18 protein-coding genes are annotated in these 15,739 nt (G+C 59.5%); 9 read left to right on the forward strand and 9 right to left on the reverse strand.

Going from position 1 to position 15,739, the window contains the following annotated elements:
- Position 1: 1 nt before the first annotated feature.
- Positions 2 to 298, reverse strand: coding sequence for a DUF1778 domain-containing protein (locus R0145_RS17390; protein ID WP_317838208.1), 297 nt, complete (start codon positions 296 to 298; stop codon positions 2 to 4).
- Between the two features lie 297 nt (positions 299 to 595).
- Here R0145_RS17390 and R0145_RS17400 point away from each other — a divergent pair, with 297 nt between their 5' ends.
- The 6 genes from R0145_RS17400 to R0145_RS17425 all read left to right on the forward strand — a co-directional run bounded on the left by R0145_RS17400 (position 596) and on the right by R0145_RS17425 (position 4,752).
- The gene (locus R0145_RS17400; RefSeq protein ID WP_317838209.1) at positions 596 to 1,009 is read left to right on the forward strand and encodes a hypothetical protein; all 414 of its coding nucleotides are present in this window, start codon (positions 596 to 598) and stop codon (positions 1,007 to 1,009) included.
- Between the two features lie 18 nt (positions 1,010 to 1,027).
- On the forward strand, positions 1,028 to 1,318 hold the full coding sequence (locus R0145_RS17405; RefSeq protein ID WP_317838210.1) for a transposase: 291 nt from the start codon (positions 1,028 to 1,030) through the stop codon (positions 1,316 to 1,318).
- On the forward strand, positions 1,315 to 2,199 hold the full coding sequence (locus R0145_RS17410) for an IS3 family transposase (protein ID WP_317838211.1): 885 nt from the start codon (positions 1,315 to 1,317) through the stop codon (positions 2,197 to 2,199). The genes R0145_RS17405 and R0145_RS17410 overlap by 4 nt, the downstream gene beginning before the upstream one ends.
- Before the next feature lie 190 nt (positions 2,200 to 2,389).
- Positions 2,390 to 2,947, forward strand: a complete 558-nt coding sequence (locus tag R0145_RS17415; protein WP_317838212.1) for a transposase — start codon at positions 2,390 to 2,392, stop codon at positions 2,945 to 2,947.
- Between the two features lie 24 nt (positions 2,948 to 2,971).
- Positions 2,972 to 4,480: an IS1634 family transposase gene (locus R0145_RS17420; protein ID WP_317838213.1), complete on the forward strand. Its 1,509-nt coding sequence runs from the start codon at positions 2,972 to 2,974 to the stop codon at positions 4,478 to 4,480.
- A gap of 23 nt (positions 4,481 to 4,503) precedes the next feature.
- Positions 4,504 to 4,752: a hypothetical protein gene (locus tag R0145_RS17425; protein WP_317838214.1), complete on the forward strand. Its 249-nt coding sequence runs from the start codon at positions 4,504 to 4,506 to the stop codon at positions 4,750 to 4,752.
- Positions 4,753 to 4,862: 110 nt separating this feature from the next.
- Here the strand turns inward: R0145_RS17425 and R0145_RS17430 are convergent, their stop codons facing one another.
- Together R0145_RS17430 and istA are read right to left on the reverse strand one after the other, a co-directional pair.
- Entirely contained in the window at positions 4,863 to 5,609 is a 747-nt protein-coding gene (locus R0145_RS17430) for an ATP-binding protein (RefSeq protein ID WP_317838215.1), read from the reverse strand.
- Positions 5,606 to 7,168, reverse strand: a complete 1,563-nt coding sequence (gene istA, locus R0145_RS17435; RefSeq protein WP_317838216.1) for an IS21 family transposase — start codon at positions 7,166 to 7,168, stop codon at positions 5,606 to 5,608. Before istA ends, R0145_RS17430 begins: the two co-directional genes overlap by 4 nt.
- Between istA and R0145_RS18495 the strand changes: the two genes are divergently transcribed.
- The 3 genes from R0145_RS18495 (at position 7,167) to R0145_RS17450 (ending at position 8,154) form a co-directional block, all read left to right on the forward strand.
- Positions 7,167 to 7,598: a hypothetical protein gene (locus R0145_RS18495; protein WP_411742061.1), complete on the forward strand. Its 432-nt coding sequence runs from the start codon at positions 7,167 to 7,169 to the stop codon at positions 7,596 to 7,598. The genes istA and R0145_RS18495 overlap by 2 nt on opposite strands.
- Before the next feature lie 21 nt (positions 7,599 to 7,619).
- Positions 7,620 to 7,889 carry a hypothetical protein gene (locus R0145_RS17445; protein ID WP_317838217.1) on the forward strand — a complete coding sequence of 90 codons (270 nt, stop codon included), beginning with the start codon at positions 7,620 to 7,622 and terminating at the stop codon, positions 7,887 to 7,889.
- Between the two features lie 100 nt (positions 7,890 to 7,989).
- The gene (locus tag R0145_RS17450) at positions 7,990 to 8,154 is read left to right on the forward strand and encodes a hypothetical protein (protein ID WP_317838218.1); all 165 of its coding nucleotides are present in this window, start codon (positions 7,990 to 7,992) and stop codon (positions 8,152 to 8,154) included.
- 181 nt (positions 8,155 to 8,335) lie between these two features.
- Here R0145_RS17450 and R0145_RS17455 read toward each other — a convergent pair whose 3' ends face one another.
- From R0145_RS17455 to wecB, 6 genes are all read right to left on the reverse strand, one after another.
- The gene (locus R0145_RS17455; RefSeq protein WP_317838219.1) at positions 8,336 to 9,841 is read right to left on the reverse strand and encodes a hypothetical protein; all 1,506 of its coding nucleotides are present in this window, start codon (positions 9,839 to 9,841) and stop codon (positions 8,336 to 8,338) included.
- Between the two features lie 33 nt (positions 9,842 to 9,874).
- Positions 9,875 to 11,020: a glycosyltransferase gene (locus tag R0145_RS17460; RefSeq protein ID WP_317838220.1), complete on the reverse strand. Its 1,146-nt coding sequence runs from the start codon at positions 11,018 to 11,020 to the stop codon at positions 9,875 to 9,877.
- On the reverse strand, positions 11,013 to 12,116 hold the full coding sequence (locus R0145_RS17465; RefSeq protein WP_317838221.1) for a hypothetical protein: 1,104 nt from the start codon (positions 12,114 to 12,116) through the stop codon (positions 11,013 to 11,015). Before R0145_RS17465 ends, R0145_RS17460 begins: the two co-directional genes overlap by 8 nt.
- A 196-nt stretch (positions 12,117 to 12,312) precedes the next feature.
- The gene (locus R0145_RS17470) at positions 12,313 to 13,380 is read right to left on the reverse strand and encodes a glycosyltransferase family 4 protein (RefSeq protein WP_317838222.1); all 1,068 of its coding nucleotides are present in this window, start codon (positions 13,378 to 13,380) and stop codon (positions 12,313 to 12,315) included.
- Between the two features lie 41 nt (positions 13,381 to 13,421).
- Positions 13,422 to 14,489, reverse strand: a complete 1,068-nt coding sequence (locus R0145_RS17475) for a glycosyltransferase (RefSeq protein ID WP_317838223.1) — start codon at positions 14,487 to 14,489, stop codon at positions 13,422 to 13,424.
- Positions 14,486 to 15,628: a non-hydrolyzing UDP-N-acetylglucosamine 2-epimerase gene (wecB, locus tag R0145_RS17480; protein WP_317838224.1), complete on the reverse strand. Its 1,143-nt coding sequence runs from the start codon at positions 15,626 to 15,628 to the stop codon at positions 14,486 to 14,488. The genes R0145_RS17475 and wecB overlap by 4 nt, the downstream gene beginning before the upstream one ends.
- Positions 15,629 to 15,739 lie beyond the last annotated feature (111 nt).

Genomic DNA, 15,739 nt, shown 5'->3' on the forward strand with positions numbered 1-15,739 from the left:
TTCAGCCGGCGTCATCTGCGAACCGCGACCGGCGGGCAAACAGACGGTCGAACTTGCTGGTGGAAGGCAACGGTGCATCGAGGAGTCGCAGGAACTCGGCGAACTGGTCGTCCGTCGCCGTGAACCACCGCCGGTCGGCCAGCACGCGCTCGGCCTGGTCCACCGCGCTCCCCAGGATGAAGTCCGTCAGCGAGTGGTCAGTAGCTTCAGCAGCCCGCCGCAGCAGGGCTTCCTGACGCTCGGTGGCACGCAGATTGATACGTTGGCTCTTGGCGTTGCTCGCCGTGATCTCGGACATAACCATTCCCTTCCGTGTACGTACACCGTACATACGGAACCTCGGGTTCGTCAAACCTGCCTTGTGCCACCGGTGGGGTTGACTCCGTCTGGTGGACATCGGGTGATGCGGCTTCCAGGGCCGCGGTGGTGTGCTGCTGTTCGAAGGTTACCGGTGACTGCATGCCCAGGGCGGAGTGTCGCCGGGTCCGGTTGTAGGCGTTCTCGATCCAGCCGGTCACGCCGTGGATGGCCTCGGCCCTCGTGGTAAACGTGTCGGGAAGTGTGCACTAAGAAGTCCTGTCGGTAGCCTGTCGGGGTGGGGTCGTTCGTGCGGAAGGTGAAGACCACGTCCGGGGCGACCGCGGTGCAGATCGTGCACAAGCGCGGCACGCAGCGCCTCGGGATCGATCACATCGGCTCTGCCCACGACGCAGCTGAGCTCGAGTTGCTCCTGCAGGTCGCCCGTGAGCGGCTGGCCGCCGGCCACGACGAGCTGGACCTGGGCTGGGATGCCGCTGGTCGCCCGCCGGGCCAGGCCGTGGTCGAATCGACTGCTTCGACCGTGTTGTGGGACGCCCTCGTCGGGGTCTATGACGGACTCGGGTTCGACATGCTGGGCGATGAGTGCTTCCGCCAGTTGGTCCTGGCCCGGGTCGTGGAACCGACCTCGAAACTCGACTTGAACCGTTCCCGTTTTGGTGGACAAGGGAGTTTATCTGCGGGTTCCTGACTTGAAGGGAACCAGATTATGGGATCGACCCGGCGGCGCTTCACTGATGAGTATAAGGCGAACGCGGTAGCATTGGTCATCAATGATGGCAGAACGAACGCTGATGTTGCTCGCAGTATCGGCGTCCACGAGATGACCCTGGGGAAATGGGTGAAGAAGGCACGAGACGAGGGCAAGGTCCCCGACCGCGAGCTCACCACCGACGAGCGAGCCGAACTCGAGCGTCTCCGCGAGGAGAACAAGCGGCTGCGTATGGAGGCGGAGTTCGCAAAAAAAGTAGCGGCCTGGTTCGCGAAAGACCAGCGGTGATCTTCGCTGCTATCGCGGATTGGGCCGCGACAGAGTCGCTCTCTGTTGTGTTCATGTGTGAGCAGCTCGGGGTGTCACGGTCGGGATACTACAAATGGGTCGGCGCGCAGCCCTCGCGACGTCACCGCACCGACGTGGTGTTGCTCGAGCTGATCCGGGGTTGTTTCGCGACCCTGGACGGCAATCCGGGTGTGCGGCGCATTCACGCCGAGCTTGCCGCGGCAGGCCACCGGGTCTCCCGCAAGCGGGTCTGGCGCCTCATGCGCACCGCCGGCCTGCAGGGACGCCACCCGCGGGCCTGGAAACGCACCACCGTGGCGGGCGAGCACCCGGTGCCGGCTCCCGACCTGGTCGGCCGCGACTTCACCGCCGAGCGGCCGAACCAGAAATGGTGCGGCGACATCACCTATATCAAGACCTGGAACGGATGGGCCTATCTGGCGACCGTCATCGACCTGTATTCACGCAGAGTCGTCGGATGGGCGCTCGATGCACACATGAGAACCTCGCTCGTCACCGATGCTCTCAGAATGGCTCTCACCCACCGCAGCCCGTCACCTGGTGTAATTTTCCACAGTGACCGCGGAACTCAGTACACGTCACACGAATTCGCGACGTTCTGCCGAAAGAACAATATTCGTCGATCGGTTGGCAGGACGGGCATTTGCTACGACAACGCCGTCTCGGAATCCTTCTTCGCGACCTACAAGAAAGAACTCATCCACACCCGCCCTTGGCCCGACCTGAAGACCTTGAAGAAGCGAACCTTCAGCTGGATCGAGGAATACTACAACCGCACCCGACGGCACTCCACCCTGAAATACTTGACACCAGCAGAATACGAACTAGGATACAGACACCTCTACGAACTTGCCGGCTAAATTTCCGTCCACTTTATCGGGAACACTCCAGACTCGATCCGTGTCCTGGAGGGCCTCGGGGCGAGCGCGCCGTCCTTGAGCACGATCACACGGACCCTGCCCCGGATCAACGACCGGGACTACCGCGGCCAGCTCGCGACGGCCTGCTGGGCCCACGTCACCGCCAGGGCTGCCGTCGCGCTGGTGATGTATGACGTCACCACGCTGTACTTCGAAGTCGAGAACGAGGACGGGCTCCGGCGGGTCGGCATGTCCAAGGAACGCCGCGTCGATCCGCAGATCACCGTCGGGCTGCTGGCCGACCCGGCCGGCTTCCCCCCTGGACCTGCACGTGTTCGAGGCCAACTTGGCCGAGACGACGACGCTGCTGGCGGTCATCGAGGCGTTCCAGACCCGCCACCAGGTCTCCGACATGGTCGTCGCCGACGCGGGGATGTTGTCGGCGGCGAACCTGAACGCGCTGGAGGACGCCGGGCTCGCCTTCATCGTCGCCGCCCGGCAATCCAAGGCACCGGCCGAGCTGGAGTCCCATTTCGAGGCCCACGGCAACTACCTGCCCGACGGGGCGACGTTCGAGGTCACCCGGCCGATGGGCATCGGGAAGGACCGCCGCGACCGCCGCGTCGTCTGGCACTACCTCGCCGGCCGGGCGCGGCGGGACCAGCAGGCCCGAGTTGGTTCAGGTAGCCAGAATTCTCGGACGTACTTGGCTTTGACTAGGGCTTCCGTCTCGCGAAGTGTGCACTAAGAAGTACCTCGGTAGCCTGTCGGGGTGGGGTCGTTCGTGCGGAAGGTGAAGACCGCCTCCGGGGCGACGGCTGTGCAGATCGTGCACAAGCGTGGCAAGCAGCGCCTGGGGATTGACCACATCGGCTCTGCCCATGACGAGGCTGAACTCGAGTTGCTGTTGCAGCTCGCCCGCGAACGACTGTCGCAGGGGCAGGACGAGCTCGACCTGGGCTGGGAGGCGGCCGGGCGTCCGCCGGGCCAGGCCGTGGTCCAGTCGACCGCCTCGACCGTGTTGTGGGAGGCGCTGGTCGGCGTCTATGGCCACCTCGGATTCGACGTGCTGGACGATGAATGCTTCCGCCAGCTGGTCCTGGCCCGGATCGTGGAACCGACCTCGAAACTGGACTCGATCCGCGTGCTGGACGGGTTGGGCGTGGCCGCGCCCTCGTTGAGCACGATCAAACGGACCCTGCCCCGGATCAACGAGCGGGACTACCGTGACCAACTCGCCCGCGTCTGCTGGGGCCATGTCAGCGCTCGTGGCGCGGTCGCGCTGGTCATGTATGACGTCACCACGCTCTACTTCGAGGCGGAGAACGAGGACGCGCTCCGGCGGGTCGGCATGTCCAAGGAACGCCGCGTCGACCCCCAGATCACCGTCGGGCTGCTCGTCGACCCCTCCGGCTTCCCCCTCGACCTGCACGTGTTCGAGGGAAACAAGGCCGAGACCACGACCCTGCTACCGGTCGTCGAAGCGTTCCAGGCCCGCCACCAGGTCACCGACATGGTCGTGGTCGCCGACGCCGGCATGCTCTCGGCGGCAAACCTGAACGCGCTGGAGGACGCCGGGTTCTCCTTCATCGTCGCCGCCCGTCAATCGAAAGCGCCGGCCGAACTGGAGGACCACTTCGAAGCCCACGGCAACTACCTGCCCGACGATGCGACGTTCGAGGTCACCCGCCCGATGGGCACCGGCCAGGACCGCCGCGACCGCCGGGTCGTCTGGCACTACCTCGCCACCCGGGCCCGGCGGGACCGGCAGACTCTGAACAAGCAGATCGAACGGGCCGAGAAGATCGCCGCCGGCAAAGCACCTGTCGGCAAGCACCGCTTCGTGAAGCTGGAGGGCGCAACCAAGGGCGTGGACTGGGGGCTGGTCGAGCGGGCCCGCGCCGCCGAGGGCTTCAAGGGCTACGTGACCAACCTGTCCCCGGAGTTGCAGGACGGTGCGGCGGTCGTGGCGGCCTACCGGGACCTGTGGCACGTCGAGGCGTCGTTCCGGATGGCCAAGAGTGACCTGGCCGCCCGCCCGATCTACCACCGGACCCGCGATTCGATCGAGGCCCACCTCACCATCGTGTTCGCCGCCCTCGCCATCGCCCGCACGATCCAGGCCCGGACCGGGATCACGATCAAGAAGTTCCTCCAGACCCTCCGACCCCTGCAATCAGCCGTGATCAACACCGGCACCCAGACCATCACGATCCCGCCAGCCATCCCGCCCCAGACCCAAGAGATCCTCGATGCCCTTCCCGGTCGGGGTGGGCACTAATCTGACCCAACTCGGGGCAGACGTTGAACAAGCAGATCGAACGGGCCGAGAAGATCGCCACCGGCAACGCGCCGATCGGCAAGCACCGCTTCGTGAAGCTGCAGGGCGCCACCAAGGGCGTGGACCGGGGCCTGGTCGAGCGAGCCCGCGCCGCCGCCGGCTTCAAGGGATATGTCAACAACATCCCAGCGGCGGCGATGGACGGGCCGGCGGTGGTGGCCGCCTACCGAGACCTGTGGCAGGTCGAGGCGTCATTCCGGATGGCCAAGTGAGTATTTGAAGGTTTGGAGGCCACTGGATCTTGCTGTTGGGGGCCGGTGATATTGCCGGTGGGGGCCAGCAGCCGCCGTGGTGGGCGCCACCGGCTCCCACCGGGGTCGTGTTACTGGTTCACGGCGGCGTGTTCGCGCATGTTGTGGTTGCCGGTGTCGACCCAGATGGTGTTGTGGACGATGCGGTCCATGATCGCGTCGGCGTGTACTCCGGAGCCGAGGCGTTGGTGCCAGTCTTTCTTCGCGTACTGGGTGCAGAACACGGTCGAGGCGGTGTCGTAGCGGCGTTCCAGCAGTTCCAGCAGCATGCTGCGGATGCCCTCGTCGGGATGGTCGAGCAGCCACTCGTCGATGACCAGCACGGTGAACGCCGCGTACTTGTTCAGGAACTTCGTCTGTCCTTGGGGCTTGTCTTTCGCCTGGGCCCAGGCCTCTTCGAGGTCGGGCATCCGAATGTAGTGGGCCCGGATCCGGTGCTGGCAGGCCTGTTTGGCCAGCGCGCAGCCGAGGTAGGACTTCCCCGAACCGGTGAAGCCCTGGAACACGACGTTCTGGTGGCGTTCGATGAACGAGCAGGTCGCGAGCTGGGCGATCACGTTGCGGTCCAGTCCGCGTTCTGCGATCAGGTCGACCCGGCGCAGATCGGCGCCGGGATAGCGCAGCCCGGCCCGCCGGATCAGTCCCTCGACCTTGGCGTGGGTGAATCCGGAGTGCGCCTCATCGACGACCAGCCGGAGCCGGTCGGCGAAGCCCAGCCCGAGGACCAGGGTGTCGTCCTGGGCCTCGATCGCCTCCAGCAGCGCGACCGCTCCCATCTCGCGAAGCTTGCGCTTGGTCTCCAGATCGATCCCGCTCACTTCGCGTCTCCTGCGTAGTAGCTGGCGCCGCGCACGTAGCCGCCGTCTTCGACTGGTTCTGTCCGGGGTGGACGCAGGCTCGCGGTCTGGTCCTGCCCGGTGGCCAGGATGGGTGCCAGATGCGCGTAGCGCGGTGAGCGGACCCTGCCCGTCAGGGCGAGTCGGCAGGCCGTTTCGACACGTTCGGCCGAGTAGCGCCGCGACAGCCGGAGCACGGCCAGGGCGGGGTCCAGGCCCTGTTCGTCGACCGGCACGGACTCGAAGATCCGGTTCACCACGACGGTGGCGGACGGGCCGATCCGTGCGGCCCATTCCCGCACCCGGGCCGGGTCCCAGGGCTGGTAGTGCTTCCCGGCGGGCAGATCGGCGTCGTTGGTGCGGTACTCGTTGACCGAACCCGCCGGTAGCAGCAGGTGGCTGGTCAGCCGTTCGCTGCCGCGGTAGGCCTCCAGCACCCGGTCGGTGACGCGCAGGTCGACCGTGGTGCCGATATGGGCGAACGGGACCGAGTAGTAGTTGCGCTCCCAGACCACGTGGCCGTTGCGCCCGACCCGGCGCCCGTAGACCCACTGGCTGATCTCGTAGGCCACCGCCGGCAGCGGCGTCAACGAGGGTGCCTCCTCGGCGGCGAACACACTCGACCGCGAGCCGGGCCGCTTCTGGAACGGCTCGCGGTTGTAGGCATCCATCTGCTCGCCGATCGCTGCCTTCAGTTCCGGCAGCGACGTGAACGCCCGCTCCCGCAGCGACGCGATCACCCAGGTCGCCACGTGGGCCACGGTGTTCTCCACACTGGGTTTGTCCTTGGGCTTCTTCACCCGGCCGGGCAACACCGCGGCCGAGTAGTGGGCGGCCATCTCCCGGTAGGCATCGTTCAGCACGATCTCGCCCTCGCGTGGGTGCTTGATCACCCCGGTCTTCAGGTTGTCCGGCACGATTCTTGGCACCGAGCCGCCGAAGAACTCGAACATCGCCACGTGGGCCCGCAGCCAGGTGTCCTGCTTCATGTCCAGGGTGGGCTCGACGAACCCGTAGCGGCTGAACGGCAGGCACCCCACGAACAAGTACACCGTCCTCGTCTGGCCGGTGACCGGATCGGCCAGACGCATCGTCGGCCCGGACCAGTCGACCTCGACGCTCTGGCCGGCCTTGTGCCCGACCCGGGAGGACGCCCCGGTGACCAGCACGTGGTGCTGGTAGGTCCGGCAGAACCGGTCGTAGCCCATCGACGGGTCCCCGGCGACGGCGCAGGCATCGGCGTACTCCTGGTGCAGCAGCTTCAGCGTCACCCCCACCCGGGCCATCTCGCGATGGACCTGGCCCCAGTCCGGCTGGGCGAACACACTCTCATGCTCCCCCCGCCCCGGGAACAACAGGCCATAGACCTCGCCCTCCGACCGGTCGGCGACCTCGTCCCACCCGACACCGGCCACATCGGCAGCCTCCAGCACCGCCGTGACGCTCTTGCGTGACATTGCCTGCGATGTCGCGATCGCCCGCCCGGACAGGCCCTCGGCGCGCAACTGCAACACCAACTTCGCTCTGATCTTCCGTACCATGGACACTCACTCCTTCCGCCGCGTGCCCGATACACACGGCGGAAGGAGCCTAAGCAGGGCGGCCCCCAAGCACGCCACCGCTGGCCCCCAAGTCCGCTACTGCCGTATCGGCCCGCTGGCCCCCGGCCACAAGACGGATGGACCCCAGGGAAGCGAATATTCAGCCAAGAGTGACCTGGCCGCGCGCCCGATCTACCACCGCACCCGCGAGTCGATCGAGGCCCACCTCACGGTCGTCTTCGCCGCTCTGGCGCTGGCCCGGACGATCCAGACCCGGACCGGGATCTCGATCAAGAAGTTCCTCCAGACGCTACGGCCCCTGCAATCAGCGGTCATCAACACCGGCACCCAGATCATCACCATCCCGCCGGCCATCCCGCCCCAGGCCCAAGACATCCTCGACGCCCTCCCCGGCAGGGGTATGCACTAATCTGACCCAACTCGGGCCAGAATGGCGAAGAGCGATCTCGCCGCGCGGCCGATCTTCCATCACAAGAAGGACTCCATCGAGGCCCACCTCACTGTCGTCTTCTGCGCCCTCGCCGTCGCGCGCTACCTGCAGCAGCGCACCAGGGTCAGTATCAAGAAGCTCGTCCAGACCCTGCGCCCCCTCCAGACCGTCACGATCACGATCGCCGGCGAGCACGTCACCGCCCAGCCCCGCCTCAGCACTGACGCCGCCGCCATCCTCGACAAGATCCCCGACCTCACGGGGCACTAAAACTGTGCAAGTCAGGCCTAACTCTGGGTCCACCTATCTCGACTACATAGTGAGAGCCCCTGCAGAGCAGAAGCGGGCTATCGGAATGGAGGTGAGAAGGATGGCAAAGAACACCGGACACGGACACCGCGTCGGTGCGGTCAAGGGCCGCACCGAGTTCAAGCACGGCGACGCGTGGTACAAGCGCGACACCACCACCGGCCGCATCCTCAACGGCAGCCCCAACCAGCACAAGGGCCTCCGCAACGAGAAGAACGAGAAGTGATCCCTGCGGGCCGGCGGTTTTCTAACCGTCGGCCCGCACCTCACTCGCAGTCAGCCAGTCCGTCGGGACTGCTGCAGGTGTCACCAGCACCGATGCGCCACTCAAATTCAAAATCGTACCCCGTCTCCAAATTAGGTTAAGTCTAGTAAACCAAGAAATAAGTAATGTGGCATGACTCAGGTCAGACCCCCGCTCCACTCTTTTTTTCGAAAAGCCCCTTTTTCACCATTCGAACTAAGAGCCCCGGAGCAGTCGTCACCGTGAGCGCAACCAATGAGGATGTGACGAATACAATGGAACCAAGGACGAGCCACGACCCAACAGAATCAAATTGAAGTAGTGAAGGGTCTAGGATCCACAAACAAAGCCCTATCGAAGCTAAAGCTAATAACTGACCAGCCGTTTGACTCAACGGCTCACGAGCAATTGCGAAATGAGAGAAAATCTTTAGCGAAAACATCTTCACTGCGGAACTTAGAACCAATGCAAGAGCCACCAAGTCAATAGAACGCCACCACCAAGTGGCAAGTACAACAGCCAAGAAGACACCAGCTTCAATACCCGAAAACACAACAGTCTCGCGAAATTTTCCACTGGCTGTCACGAGGGACTGGTAGGGCAGCTTCAATATATTAAAGAAACCAGCCATCGCAAAAAGAGAAGCGGTTGATCGATAGTAATAATTTATATCCGAGCCGCCCACATAAAGATTTAAGAAGGACGGCAGCAAGACGAACGTGGACAGCATGGCACAAGTCGAAAACCAAGTACCAGCCAAGACACTCCGCCTATAGAAATAATCCGTCTTTCTACTGCCAGATACAATACTGTGCCCGAGCCTCGGCACGAAGACCTGACCATACACCATGGATCCAAAACCATAAAAAGTACCGAAGATCATACTATTCACTGAGAAGACGCTTCCGGCCATTACACCAATACCGACGCTTATGAGGATGACGGGGAGGTTATAAGTCACCAAGCCGAGAAGCTGATGACTCAAGACAGCCCCACGCTGAGGTATCTTCCGCCGCACATATCTCCGAGGGACATTGAACGGCTCACGCCAAAAATCAAACCGAAGAATAGCAGCCTTGACCAAAGAAATAAGACTGAGCAAAGTGAATAAAATCAGAGGGTCGAGCCGAAGGCGAGACACAACAAGGACCACCGCGACCTTCCCAACCATCGCCACTATCTGAGCGCGTTGAAACTTGAAAACTTGATTCGACGCGACAAAATATACATAGAACTTTGAGGAGAGAGAAAAATCAATAACCGGCCCGACAGCTAGAGCGACCACGAAAAGAAATACTCTCACCGGGCTCAAAGACGACCGCACGACTAGACTGTATAGACCTGCCAATAAAACGGCGCCGGAAGCGACAAGAACAGCTATGCGCACATAGCTAAGCCGGACGGTGCCCAAAAGGTTCCCTACCTCGTCGACATCGCCTCCGGAAATTGGTTTATATAGCTGATTAATACTGGCGGCCGTGAGCCCAGCCTCCAGAATGGCGAGATACCCGACGAGTTGGAGACCACTAGCCATTACTCCATTAACTTCGGAGCCGTACACGAGGATGACGAGGCGTGGGAGAATCAACCCGTACACGATGTTAACAAACTGAGCAGCAACGGTACTAGCGACGCTCCATCTGAAAACCCGAACTGATCCCACATCCATCCCTCTCGCTATAACGATTGCCTTTAGTATGCGCTACTTCTTTGAGGTCTTAGCAAACTCCTCTAGTATCCTCTTGGCGATAGCTGACCAAGAATTTTCGCAAGTGAACTGAGCATATGCTGGCGATTCTAAATCAATTCCATTTCTTGGAAATGAATCAAGCGCAGTAGAAAATTCTTCAGCTGTACGAGCAAATAAGATAAATTCCGATTCTTTATACCCGTCTACAGGGACCGTAACCACCGGAGTCCCTGCCAAGACCGACTCAACAATCTTGATGGGGCGCGATGCACGGATGAACTCGTTCTGCTTATACGGAACGATCACAGCGCGGAAGCTGCGATACCAGTCCCACACCTCATCCTTCCGAACCATCCCAGCATAACGAACATTCGAGTTCTCCTGAATGATTCGCTCCACGTACACCCGCATGTTATCCTCAATGTTTCCAACAAAGGTAAACTGGAGATCCGGTCTCAAGGAGATCAGATTCTCCAAGAGCTGTTTGTCGATCCAGTCCCGGATGTTTCCGACCAGACCAACACTATCTGGGTCGCGCTCTGATAAGGAGCTCTCGCTTTGAGGAGCGGTTCCTCCATTGCCGACAACCACGATCTTCTCCCGATAGGCGGGTCGTGCCGTCGAAAGCGCGCTACTCGTGACAAATATCCGATCAGCGTATTCACATCCAGAACGATCGTTAGCGCTTCGCCCCTCATGCCTACTATCATCTGCGGCAGTCCTAGTCACCTCGTCCACAATGTAGTAGAATAGTTTGGCTCTTGGGAACATGCTATTGATCAAGCGCGCCCAATTCCCATCATAGAAAAGGGCGCGGATTTCGCGACTTTCAATATCTGGAACAACACCAACCAACAACTTCTTCAGGACTTCCATGTTGGCTCGATTCACAACTTGGCCCGCCAATTCCGTGCGCAAGAAAAACAGAGGACGGACCAAAAAACAGTCCCCAACTTTCTGTACCCTGTTTTCAAACGCTTCCCTGATACGGTAGAAGCGGCGCTTGAAGACCGAAACCACGAAGTCTGCCGCAATATTGACGACCACAGTGATATCACCGATATCACTCGGGTTCGAGGCAAGACTCTGCCACAGACCCTGATGGTTAGCAACGGAATACTCCTGAGAAACAAAGATCAGGTTTAGCGTTTTAACCATTTCTCTCCCTAGTCAAGCTCAGTCCGACAAAATACCAAGCTACCATTTGGGTTGTGCCAGGCCCAAACGGCTGAGCATATTCAAAAAGACTCGTCGTATATGAAATAACGAGAAGGTATGCCCAAGGCGGCACCTCTAGTATCCGCGTGACACTCCAGACTCGCAGCAGTCGATAGCCAAAGAAGAAGTAAAATGCAAAGTATACAAGACTCAACAGAATCCCGTACTTCAAAAGTTGGTATAAAATAAAGTTATGGGGATCAAAAATACCCGATGAGTTTAATAACTCACCAGACAATAGGTGACTTCGCAGAAATATCAAGGTCTCGTAATATACGTCAATCCGGTTTGCGCTGATAGAATTGGGATCAGCCGTATCATAATTAGCGAATAAAGCATCGAAAAAGATGCCGCCCAATTGTCGTGAAAATATAATCGCAGCAGTAAGGAGGGCGAAAAAGAAAATACGAGTGACTGCGCGGACACGCCTACCCAAGACAACCTTCACAGAAATAACAGTGGCGAGAACGATCAGTCCGATGATAGTGCTCCGGTTTCGCAACTCGAAGAGGGGAATTAGAACGCCCACCAGGAGAGCACCCGCTAAAAGCGGGCTCAAAGTTGAGCTCGGGGTACGGTCTAGGGATTGGACTATCTCATAAAAAAGCAGAGCTGCCGCGGCGCCCAGGACCGCGCCGAGCTGGTTCTTCTGTACAAAGAAGTATTGCCCAGCATAAGCGATATTCTCACCAAAGGTAGCTACTACGTACCAGCCAGAAAAAGCCGCTGCTGCACCGTAAGCGTAGGAAATAATTCCCGTACGATGCTCATCTACCGTCGAATTAAATCCTAGGATCAACATGAGCAACGGCAAGAGAAGGACATCTCGGCCTACAAGAGTGGTACCGAGGATGATACTCAGAAGTGCTCTCAGCGCCTGCGATCCAATAATTGCAATTACCATCAACAGGATGGTTCGATTATTGATTCGAAGTTGTCCTGAGAAAAAAGCGTGGACAAGAAGCACAGCTACGATTACATACAACCCAACCTGTAGAACGGCGTACTTCCCCGGGTCGTGCGAGAGCGCCTGCATGAGGGCCGAGTAGACAAGAGCCAGCTGTAAGAGAGCGTTGGTAAGAAGCGAACCCTTCGGGTCCGACGGATCACCTCGATGAGCTTTCCTCCGCACCATGGATCCAGACTTTCCGTACCGGCTCTCAAATCCCTCGCGCCTTCGACGGACACGGCGAACTGCGGAGGTCGTCCAAGCACTCTCGAAGTCGAAGTCGCTAGGCATTAGCCCTCAGCCGCTCGCGCAAAACGTGCTCGTGACGCCTCGCCATTCTTTCGATCGTATATTCTCTACTTACTTCCAGCGCACGCGTCCGCATTCTTAAGCAGAGCTCACTGTCTCCTAACAGGCGTCCAATCGCCTCTGATAGCTTGTCAACATTCCCAGCTGGGACAATCAATCCACAGGAGTTCGGGGCAACCATCTCAAGCCCGGAAATGCAGCGGTCGGTTGTCACGACTGGTAAGGAATTTGCCAACGCCTCACTCACCACGAGACCCCAAACATCCTCTCGTGTAGGCAAGACAAATAAGTCCGCAGCCGTGAAATACGTGCGGAGTTCAGACTCCTGCTTGAAACCAACAAAGTAAATGTTCGAAATTTGGAGAGATTCCACTAATTTCAGATACTCCAACGTCGGCTCACCGCCAACAATACATAGAGCAACACCATCGCGCTGCAGCGCGAATGCCTTGAGTAGTACGTCGAACCCTTTCCTTGGAATAAATTGCCCAATCGACAACACCAACTGGGGCTGGGTGATTCCCAACGCTTCTCTCGCCGCACGACGTTGAGTTTCAGACGGTGGTTCGGAGAGAATTTGTTTCTCTCGAATAGAAGTGAAAGGGTATCGGATTAATTGCGTCGACTTCGCCCCGTAAGCCAAGAAGTACTTGTCATTCTCTTCTGATGTACTGAAGTAGCCATCGGCTCCCCGAATGACCTGCTTCTTTAACCAAGTCTTAATCCTCCCACCGCTACGGAATCCCCCATCGCTTTCTAAATAATAAAGAACTCCAACGGACCGCAAGTAGGCGATCGCAAGAGCTCCTGTAGGGGATGAAAAGTTAGTGATGACTACTGCATCGTAGTTCTGCTTCCGGAGATAACTAAGCACTTCAAAACTCACCGCCGAGTCAGCCGAGTATGAGAGCCCATGCAAGACGGTGCCTTGGAAGTTCTCGAAGTTGAAATCTGCCCAAGACTCATCGCGATTGGACGCGCGAGCTTTCTCGAAGAGCACGGTTAGCCTACAGGTCTTCCCCAGCTCGTTGAAGAAGTCCACACGGTAGGGCGAAGGGATGTTCGTCAGCCAAAGGATTCTCATCATACCTGCCCTGCCCCACGGCCAAAATACTCAATGGTCTCGACTACCCTCGCCCAGGCTCCTGTTCGGGGAACCTCAGGGCAATCCCATCTTCTAACAATATTCCCATTGATGATGTTGCTCATCAGCACAGCCAGCTCCGACGGCGACTTCGGGTCAAAAAAATACGCGTTCGAGTATCCGTCCAGCACTTCCCGCGCATAGGGAAGATCTGCGGCTAATACGAGGACGCCTAAGGCTCTCGCCTCTGCGAGCGGAACCCCGTATGTCTCGACGAGGGATGGGAAGACAAGCGTGGAGCGAGAGAGCATCTCCAGTACCTGTTCTCGGGGGACGCGCCCAATCGCCACTACGTTGGGATCGAGCGATGGTGAGTCCACGGTCATCGTGACACTGAAATCGACCGTTCCCCGCTGTCTCAGGAGGCGACAGGCCATATAGATGCAGTCGTTGTTCTTATAGCTGTAAGCCGCTGTCGGATAAAAAAAAGCGCCTGCGTCCGGAGCGCCCTCGAATGCGTAAGCGCTGAGGTCCTCGAGGTCTGGGAGAATAGCCTCCACCCGGTCTTCGGAGAGGCCGACCTGGTCGACGACGGCATCTCGCATCCACTCAGTCTGCACGATGACGCGGGTCGCGTGCCGGACCGAGCGTTTGATGATCGCCCCGATCACATGCTGGTAAATCGCCAGAAATCGTTCGTCGCCCCGCCAAAGCGAAAAATTCACGGCGCGCTGGAACGGTAAGGACTGGTGCACATATACGATTTGAGGACATCTCGCCCCGTAGGTAAACGTGTTCTGCAGGGAGAGAACCACATCCGGCTTAAGTGAAGCCAACAAATACCGTCCTGAGACCAGATCGAAGAATAGGCGCCTCAGCCAACTGTTCTTCACCGCAGGTAGCATGATCGTACGAACGTGCGCAGACTCATCCAGAAGGTCGCTTCCTAGCAAGAAGACCCAGTCGTTCTCCTCGTCGTGGTCGCGCACGTAGCCATGAAAGCTCCGCAACACGGACAGTGCGCCGCCGCCCCCACTGGCGGCGATATCGTTGACCACGATCCTCATGCGGTATCCCCTGCGAGCTGTCGAGACTGCAGGCCCGACCATGCCGCGTGACGTCGCCAAGTCGACAGGATGAAGCTCACGGCTCGCTCCGAAGTGTTGACTGGTCTGTAGTCCTGCGGAAGCGCAGGCCCCCGCCCGATCGTTGCCCCCGCCATCTTCAACCTGACAGCCTCCAACACGTTGGCGGGCTCGAGGCCTGTCATAACAATGGCCCCGGTGTCTAGAGCCTCCGGTCGCTCGATCGAATCGCGAAGAGTGACCGCCGGGAACCCTAAAAGGGACGACTCCTCGGCGATGGTGCCGGAGTCCGACAGGACGCAGCGCGCCTTAAGTTGCAGGTGGTTGAAGTCGTGGAAACCCAAAGGCTTGTGGAACGTGACCCCTCCAACGCTCCGACCGGATTCCTCCAGGCGTTTCCTGGTTCGCGGGTGGGTCGATACCAGTACCGGTAGCTTAAACTCCTCGACCACGGTCTCGAGGCAATCCAGCAGCGCTGACAGGCGGATCGGGTTGTCGACATTCTCCTCCCTGTGGGCACTTACCAAGAAGTAACCACCCTCCTCTAGGCCTAGACGCTCGAGCACATCCGACGTGTCAATCGCCTTGCGCTGCGCAGACAGCACCTCATTCATCGGCGATCCTGTCAGCAGGATGCGGCGCGGCTGGATCCCCTCGGCGAGGAGGTTCCGCCGAGCGTGCTCGGTGTAAACGAGGTTAAAGTCGGCGACATGGTCGATCAGGCGCCGGTTAGTCTCCTCCGGCACGTTTTCGTCGAAGCAGCGGTTACCGGCCTCCATGTGGTAAACAGGGACGCGCATCCGTTTGGCCATCAGAGCCGCGACACAACTGTTCGTGTCACCAAGCACTAGAAAGGCGTCCGGTTTCTCAGCCAACAGCACCTGCTCGGTTTTGATCAGCACTTCTCCAAGGACCCGTCCGAGACTGGATGTGTCCACCTCAAGGAAGTGGTCGGGCTTGCGGAGTCCCAGCTCCTCAAAAAATATCTCGTTGAGCTCGTAGTCGTAGTTCTGACCCGTGTGTACGAGCACGTGGTCAACCGTGACGTCCAAGCGCTTGATGACCTCGGACAGCCGGATGATTTCTGGACGGGTGCCGACTACCGTCATCACTTTGGTCATCAAACCACCTCTAGGTGAGTTCTGGAATGCTCGGATTTGAACATTTCTTTCGCACAGAGCATACAGGGCAATCGACTATCGCCAAGGAAACAATAAGGAACCTCTCGTGCC

Source organism: Raineyella sp. W15-4 (assembly GCF_033170155.1).
Lineage (GTDB): Bacteria > Actinomycetota > Actinomycetes > Propionibacteriales > Propionibacteriaceae > Raineyella.

Coding starts and splice junctions, on each gene's coding strand:
- R0145_RS17390 (WP_317838208.1), bottom strand. CDS start 298: ATGTCCGAGATCACGGCGAGCAACGCCAAGAGCCAACGTATCAATCTG.
- R0145_RS17415 (WP_317838212.1), top strand. CDS start 2,390: ATGACGTCACCACGCTGTACTTCGAAGTCGAGAACGAGGACGGGCTCC.
- R0145_RS17475 (WP_317838223.1), bottom strand. CDS start 14,489: ATGAGGATCGTGGTCAACGATATCGCCGCCAGTGGGGGCGGCGGCGCA.
- R0145_RS17450 (WP_317838218.1), top strand. CDS start 7,990: ATGGCAAAGAACACCGGACACGGACACCGCGTCGGTGCGGTCAAGGGC.
- R0145_RS17460 (WP_317838220.1), bottom strand. CDS start 11,020: ATGGTTAAAACGCTAAACCTGATCTTTGTTTCTCAGGAGTATTCCGTT.
- R0145_RS18495 (WP_411742061.1), top strand. CDS start 7,167: ATGGACACTCACTCCTTCCGCCGCGTGCCCGATACACACGGCGGAAGG.
- R0145_RS17445 (WP_317838217.1), top strand. CDS start 7,620: ATGGCGAAGAGCGATCTCGCCGCGCGGCCGATCTTCCATCACAAGAAG.
- istA (WP_317838216.1), bottom strand. CDS start 7,168: ATGGTACGGAAGATCAGAGCGAAGTTGGTGTTGCAGTTGCGCGCCGAG.
- R0145_RS17455 (WP_317838219.1), bottom strand. CDS start 9,841: ATGGATGTGGGATCAGTTCGGGTTTTCAGATGGAGCGTCGCTAGTACC.
- R0145_RS17465 (WP_317838221.1), bottom strand. CDS start 12,116: ATGCAGGCGCTCTCGCACGACCCGGGGAAGTACGCCGTTCTACAGGTT.
- R0145_RS17405 (WP_317838210.1), top strand. CDS start 1,028: ATGGGATCGACCCGGCGGCGCTTCACTGATGAGTATAAGGCGAACGCG.
- wecB (WP_317838224.1), bottom strand. CDS start 15,628: ATGACCAAAGTGATGACGGTAGTCGGCACCCGTCCAGAAATCATCCGG.